Genomic DNA, 5,909 nt, shown 5'->3' with positions numbered 1-5,909 from the left:
ACCCGGCCCTGCACGGCCGCGACGTCGACGGCACACCCGTGCTCGGCGGCTGCGACCGGGTGCACTCCATGCCGAGTGCCCGGGTGGTGGTCTGCGTCGGCAGCCCCCGCGACTACGCGGTCCGGGCCCGCCTGGTGCGCCGCCTCGCCCTGCCCGAGAGCCGCTACGCGACGGTGGTCCACCCCACGGCGGCGGTCTCGGAGTCCTCGGTGGTCGGCGCGGGCTCGGTCCTGCTCGCGCACTGCGTGCTGACCGCCGCCGTACGGCTGGGGTCCCACGTGGCGGTGATGCCGCACGTGGTCCTCACCCACGACGACACGGTCGAGGACTTCGCGACCCTCGCCTCGGGGGTCCGCCTCGGCGGCGGGGTGCGGCTCGGCCGGGGCGCCTACGTGGGCGCCGGCGCGCTGGTCCGGGAGTACACGACGGTCGGCGCCTGGTCGCTGACCGGAATGGGCAGCACGGTCCTGGCCGACGTGCCGCCCGGCGAGGTGTGGGCCGGAAGCCCGGCCCGCCGGCTGCGCGAGGCGGGGGGCCCGGCGCTCGAGGAGCTGCGGGCCGATGGATCGGAGACCGGCCTCGGGCCGGAGATACGGATGGGGAGCACAGCCGGATGAACCAGATACCGCTCGTCGACCTGAAGGCCGCGCACGCCGAGGTCGCGGAGGAGATACGCGCCGGCTTCGACCGCGTGCTCGCGGGCACCGCCTTCATCGGCGGTGAGGAGGTACGGGCCTTCGAGCGCGAGTACGCCGAGTTCGCCGGCGTCAACCACTGCATCGGCGTGGCCAACGGCACCGACGCGCTGGAACTCGCCCTGCGCGCGAGCGGGGTGGGCATCGGCGACGAGGTCGTGCTGCCGGCCAACACGTTCGTCGCCACCGCCGGGGCCGTGGCCCGCATCGGCGCCCGGCCGGTCCTCGTGGACTGCCTCCCCGACACCCTGCTGATCGACCCGCAGGCCGCGCTCGACGCCGTCGGCAAGGCCACGCGCGCGGTCGTCCCCGTGGACCTGTACGGGCAGTGCGCCGCCTCCGCGGAGCTGGCCGCCCAACTGCCCGCGCACGTCCGGCTCGTGGAGGACGCGGCGCAGAGCCAGGGCGCGACCCGCAACGGCCGTTCGCCCGGCACCGGCGGCATAGCCGCCACCAGCTTCTACCCGGGCAAGAACCTCGGTGCCTACGGGGACGCCGGCGCGGTGGTGACCGACGACGAGGAGACCGCCGACCTCGTGCGGGCCCTCGCCAACCACGGCGGCATCGCCAAGTACCGCCACGACGTGGCCGGGTTCAACAGCCGCCTCGACGGGCTGCAGGCCGTGGTGCTGCGCGCCAAACTGGCCCGCCTCGCCGACGGCAACGCCGCACGCCGCGCCGCCGCGGCCCGGTACGACGAACTCCTGGGCGACCTGGCCGCCGACGGACGCCTGATCCTTCCGGTCACCGCGGAGGGCAACGTCCATGTCTGGCACCTGTACGTGGTACGGGTCCGCGACGCCGACCGCGACGCGGTCGTCGGAAAACTGAACGCGGAGGGGATCGGCGCCGGCGTGCACTATCCCGCTCCCGTCCACCTCACTCCGGCCTTCGGCCACCTCGGGCACGGCCGCGGGGACTTCCCGCACGCCGAGCTGGCCGCCGACCGGATGCTCTCCCTCCCGCTGTTCCCGCAGATCACTCCCGCGGAGCAGCAGAGGGTCGTGGGCGCGCTCATCGACGCCCTGCGCTGACCAGCACTGTGCTGACGTAGAACACAAAGAGGTACAGATGAACAGACGGACAAGGTTGCTCCGGTACGGCCTCTTCACCGCGGTCGCGGCTCTCATGACCACGGTTTTAACTCCGCTCTCGGTGGCCGGCGCGGCGGACCCCTGCGGTCCCGGCACGAACGCGATCGTGTGCGAGAACTCCAAGCCGGGCACACCCATGTCCGACTGGTTCGCACCCAGCGCCTACGGTGACATCAAGGGCTTCACCGCCCAGACGAGCGTCCAGGCCGGCGAGACCGTGCAGTTCAAGGTCCAGTCGCCGACCCAGTTCAAGGTGTCGGTCTACCGGCTCGGCTACTACGGGGGCAACGGAGCCCGCCTGATGTCGACCCCGGCGCAGGCGGCCCAGACCTACCCGGCGAACTTCGCCCAGGGCGGCAACCCGGCGAACTGCACCAAGAAGGCCTCCACCGGACTGGTCGACTGCGGCAACTGGCCCGTCACTTCGACGTGGACGGTGCCGTCCGACGCCGTCTCCGGCCTCTACATCGCCAACTTCGACCAGGCGGACGGCAACGGCGTGATGCCCTACCCGTTCGTGGTCCGCAACGACTCCAGTCACTCCGACGTGGTCGTGCAGACCAGCGACCAGACCTGGCAGGCGTACAACAACTACGGCGGCCAGGACCTGTACGACGGAGCCGGGCCCGCGCCCGACGGCCGCGCGTACGAGGTCAGTTACAACCGTCCGATGGACATCGGCGGCGAGAACGGGATCTACGGGTCCGAGTACCAGATGATCTCCTGGCTCGAGCGCAACGGGTACGACGTCAGCTACATGTCCGGCATCGACATGTCGACCCGCGGTGCCACGCAGCTGCAGAACCACAAGGTGTTCATGTCCTCCGGGCACGACGAGTACTGGACCCAGGACCAGTTCACCAACGCCCTGAACGCCCGTCACGCCGGCGTCAACCAGACGTACTTCAGCGGCAACGAGGTGTTCTGGAAGACCCGGCTGGCTCCCAGCATCGACGGGACCAACACGGCCAACCGGACGCTGGTCTGCTACAAGGAGACCAAGCTCTCCTTCCCGCAGCCCAACGGCATCCCCGACCCGAGCGGGATCTGGACGGGTACCTTCATGGACCCGGCCAGCTCCACGAACGGCCGGCCCTACCAGCCGCAGAACCAGGTCACCGGCACGCTGTTCACCGTGAACGGCTACCGGAGCGACGCGATCACGGTTCCCGGCGCGTTCGCGAAGATGCGGCTGTGGCGCAACACCACCGTCGCGAACCTGACCCCCTCGCAGACCGCCACCTTCCCCGTCGGCACGCTCGGCTACGAGTGGGACAGCGACGTGGAGGACGCGGCACGCCCGGCCGGGCAGATCGCGCTGTCGTCCACCACGGTGGACATCAACGACGGCAAGTACCGCCTGGACTACGGGAACACGTACGGGAACGGGACCGCGACGCACAGCCTGGTCGCCTTCCGTGACCAGACCTCGCACGCCCTGGTCTTCGGCGCGGGCACCGTGCAGTGGTCCTGGGGCCTGACCAACATGCCGACGGGCAACCCCGACGACGCGGTGGTCACCGAGGACAAGCGGATGCAGCAGGCAACCGTGAACGTCTTCGCCGACATGGGCGTGCAGCCCAAGTCCCTGCAGAGCAACCTGGTGCTCGCGACGGCCTCCACGGACACCACCGGCCCGACGATCACCGTCACCAGCCCCGCGGCGAACGCCACGGTGCCCGCACTGCGTCCGGTGACCATCACGGGCACCTCCGCCGACAGCGGCGGCGGCGTCGTGGCCCGCGTGGAGGTCTCCACCGACGGCGGGACCACCTGGAAGGCCACCACGGGCATCGGCTCCTGGAGCTACAAGTGGACCCCGACCACCCCCGGGGCCGCGCAGATCAAGGTCCGCGCGGTGGACGACAGCGTCAACATCGGCGCCACCACCACCGTGCCGCTGACCGTGGGACCCCAGCAGTGCCCCTGCACCGTCTGGCCGGCGGCCGCCGTACCGGGCACCGTCAACGCCGGTGACGGCAGCGCCGTCGAACTCGGCGTGAAGATCCGCTCCTCGGTTCCCGGTTCCATCACGGGCATCCGCTTCTACAAGTCCCCGGCCAACACCGGCACCCACACGGGCAGCCTGTGGAGCACCTCGGGACAGCGCCTGGCCACGGGCACCTTCACCAACGAGACGGCGTCCGGCTGGCAGCAGCTGAACTTCTCCTCGCCGGTCCCCGTCAAGGCCAACACCACCTACATCGCCTCCTACTTCGCCCCCAACGGCGGATACGCCTTCGACAACACCTTCGCCGGCGCCGACGCCGGCCTGGCCCCGCTCACCGCGCTGAAGACCGGCACCGACGGCGGCAACGGCGTCTACCGCTACAGCGCCAACGGCGGATTCCCGTCCAGCGCCTCGTCCGGCAGCAACTACTGGGTCGACGCGATCCTGGACACCGCGACCGCGAGCACGACCCCGCCCACGGTCACCTCGACCACGCCGCAGTCCGCGGCCACGGGCATCGCGATCACCTCGACGGTGAAGGCGTCCTTCAGCGAGGGCGTCGACGTCGACACCCTCGTGTTCACCGTCAAGGACCCGGGCGGCAACACCGTCCCGGGCAGCAAGGTCCTCGACTCCTTCAACAGCGCCACGTTCACGCCGTCCACCGAACTGGCGCTGAACACCACCTACACGGTGTCCGTACAAGCGGCCGACCTGTGGGGCAACACCATGGCGGCGCCGGTCACGTGGACCTTCACCACCAGCGCGAGTCCGCCGGCGGTGAACTGCCCCTGCACCCTGTGGGCCCCCACCGCCACGCCGACCACGGCCAACGTGGGTGACGACACCAACTCCGTCGAACTGGGCACCCGTTTCCAGTCCACCGTGGGCGGCTACGTCACCGGCGTCACCTTCTACAAGGGCGCGGGCAACACCGGAACGCACACCGGCAGCCTCTGGTCGGAGAACGGCACCCTCCTCGCCACCGGCACCTTCGGCAGCGAGACCGTGTCGGGCTGGCAGCAGCTCCACTTCACCACCCCCGTGGCCATCACGGCGGGCACCACCTACGTGGCCTCGTACCACGCGCCGAACGGCAAGTACTCCGTGGACGGCGGGTACTTCACGGCGGCGCACCGCTCCTACCCGCTGGTGGCCCCGGCGGACGGCAGCGGGGGAGCGAACGGCCTCTACAAGTACGGCGCGGGCACGGTCTTCCCGACCAACACCTTCGGATCGGTGAACTACTGGGTCGGCCCGGTCTTCACCACCACGGCGCCGTCCGCTCTCGCGACGGACGGTTCCACGGAGGTGTCCGGGCAGTGAGCACCGTCAGCGTGGTGATCCCCTGCTACAAGTACGGCCACTTCCTGGCCGACTGCGTCAAGAGCGTCCTGGACGAGCAGGAAGGCGTCGACGTACGGGTACTGATCATCGACGACGCCTCACCCGACGACTCCGCGGAGGTCGCGCGCGCTCTCGCGGCCTCCGACCCGCGCATCGAGGTCCGGGTCCACGAGCAGAACCGGGGCCACATAGCCACCTACAACGAAGGCCTGCTGGAATGGGCCGACGGGGACTACGTGGCCCTGCTCTCGGCCGACGACCGGCTGGTCCCCGGCGCGCTGGTGCGCGCCGCGGCCCTGCTGGACGCCCATCCGGAGGCCGGCTTCGCCTACGGCAGGCCGCTGCGGTTCCAGCACGGCGGGCCGCTTCCCGCGGCCCGCACCCGGTCCACCGGCTCGGTGGTCTACCCCGGGCGGTGGTGGCTGGAGCGGCGCTTCCGGGAGGGCACCGGGTGCATCACCTCGCCCGAGGTGGTCGTGCGCACCAGCCTCCAGCGCAAGGTCGGAGGCTACGATCCGGAGCTTCCGCACGCCGGGGACATCGAGATGTGGATGCGGCTCGCGGCCCACGCCGACGTGGGCTACGTCCGGGGGGCCGACCAGGCCTTCTACCGGGTCCACGGCAACAACATGTCCACCACGGACTTCGGCGGACAGCTCGACGACCTGCGCCAGCGCCTCGTAGCCTTCGACTCCGTACTGGAGAAGTGCGGCGGCCTCCTCCCGGAGGCCGCCCGGCTGTCGGCGGCGGCGCGCACCCGGCTGGCCCGGTACGCCCTGCGCAGGGCGTACCGCGCGTACGACCGGGGGCGTACCGCAGTGG

4 protein-coding genes are annotated in these 5,909 nt (G+C 71.0%); all 4 read left to right on the top strand.

Translation table 11 applies throughout. The features are described from left to right. Positions 1-617 (top strand): acetyltransferase (locus ACWGDE_RS35165; protein WP_453393128.1); only part of this gene is annotated, 617 nt, incomplete at its 5' end. Further along, positions 614-1,729: a DegT/DnrJ/EryC1/StrS family aminotransferase gene (locus tag ACWGDE_RS35160; protein ID WP_453393127.1), complete on the top strand. Its 1,116-nt coding sequence runs from the start codon at positions 614-616 to the stop codon at positions 1,727-1,729. The genes ACWGDE_RS35165 and ACWGDE_RS35160, both read left to right, overlap by 4 nt. 37 nt (positions 1,730-1,766) lie before the next feature. Beyond that, positions 1,767-5,066 carry a DUF4082 domain-containing protein gene (locus ACWGDE_RS35155; protein WP_453393126.1) on the top strand — a complete coding sequence of 1,100 codons (3,300 nt, stop codon included), beginning with the start codon at positions 1,767-1,769 and terminating at the stop codon, positions 5,064-5,066. Then, on the top strand, positions 5,063-5,909 hold an 847-nt coding region (locus ACWGDE_RS35150; protein WP_453393125.1), incomplete at its 3' end, for a glycosyltransferase family 2 protein. The genes ACWGDE_RS35155 and ACWGDE_RS35150, both read left to right, overlap by 4 nt.

The organism is Streptomyces sp. NPDC054956, assembly GCF_053609185.1.
Note: the sequence above shows the minus strand (reverse complement) of the source record. Positions and strands in the feature narration are given on the sequence as shown.

What these genes read in the sequence shown, in the direction of transcription:
- ACWGDE_RS35160 (WP_453393127.1), top strand. Translation starts at nt 614, where the DNA reads ATGAACCAGATACCGCTCGTCGACCTGAAGGCCGCGCACGCCGAGGTC.
- ACWGDE_RS35155 (WP_453393126.1), top strand. Translation starts at nt 1,767, where the DNA reads ATGAACAGACGGACAAGGTTGCTCCGGTACGGCCTCTTCACCGCGGTC.